The following is a 760-nucleotide window of genomic DNA, read 5'->3' as shown; positions in this document are numbered from 1 at the left end:
CCCCCAGTGGCAGCCCGGGCGGCAGGTTGGGCACGCATGTCGGCGACTGGCTGCCGTCCTGCCGCGCCGCCGCGTCGCTTCCCGTGGGTGACGGCCCGGCGGCGCGGCAATTCTTCGAAACCTGGTTCCAGCCGACGCTCATGGCCCCGTCGGCGCTGTTCACCGGTTATTACGAACCCGAGATCCGCGGCGCGCTGTCGCGCGGCGGCATCTTCCAGACCCCGGTCTATCGGGTGCCCGATGACCTGGTGCGCACCCGGGCCACCGACGGGCGGATGGTGACCGGGCGCTGGGAGAACGGAAAATTCGTGCCCTACTGGACGCGCGCGCAGATCGATGCGGGCGCGCTGGCCGGGCGCAACCTGGAATTGCTGTGGGTCGCCGACCCGGCCGACCTGTTCTTCCTGCAGATCCAGGGATCGGGCCGCGTCCGCCTGCCCAGCGGACAGGTCGTCCGCCTGGGCTATGGCGGCAAGAACGGCCGGGACTACGTGCCGCTGGGCCGCGTGCTGGTCCGGCAGGGCGAAATGGACGAGGACGCAGTCAGCATGCAGTCGATTCGCGCCTGGCTCAGCGCCCATCCCGACCGGGCCCGCGCGGTGATGGAGGAAAATCCGGACTACGTGTTTTTCGACATGCTGGACAATCTCCATTCCGACCAGGGGGCGCCGGGGGCGATGGGCGTGCCGCTGGCGCCCGGCCGGACCGCGGCGGTGGACCAGCGGGCGATTCCGCTGGGCGCGCCCATCTGGGTCGAAAC

At 70.8% G+C, this 760-nt stretch carries 1 protein-coding gene; it reads left to right on the top strand.

What is annotated here, in order from left to right; genetic code table 11:
• Positions 1-760: murein transglycosylase A (mltA, locus tag HUK84_RS21175; protein WP_176641924.1), on the top strand; the 760-nt coding region annotated here is incomplete at both ends.

Origin of the sequence: Nguyenibacter vanlangensis (assembly GCF_013376155.1) — a bacterium.
GTDB classification, from domain to species: domain Bacteria; phylum Pseudomonadota; class Alphaproteobacteria; order Acetobacterales; family Acetobacteraceae; genus Gluconacetobacter; species Gluconacetobacter vanlangensis.
The sequence above is the reverse complement of the archived record's forward strand: the minus strand, read 5'-3'. Positions and strand labels throughout refer to the sequence as shown.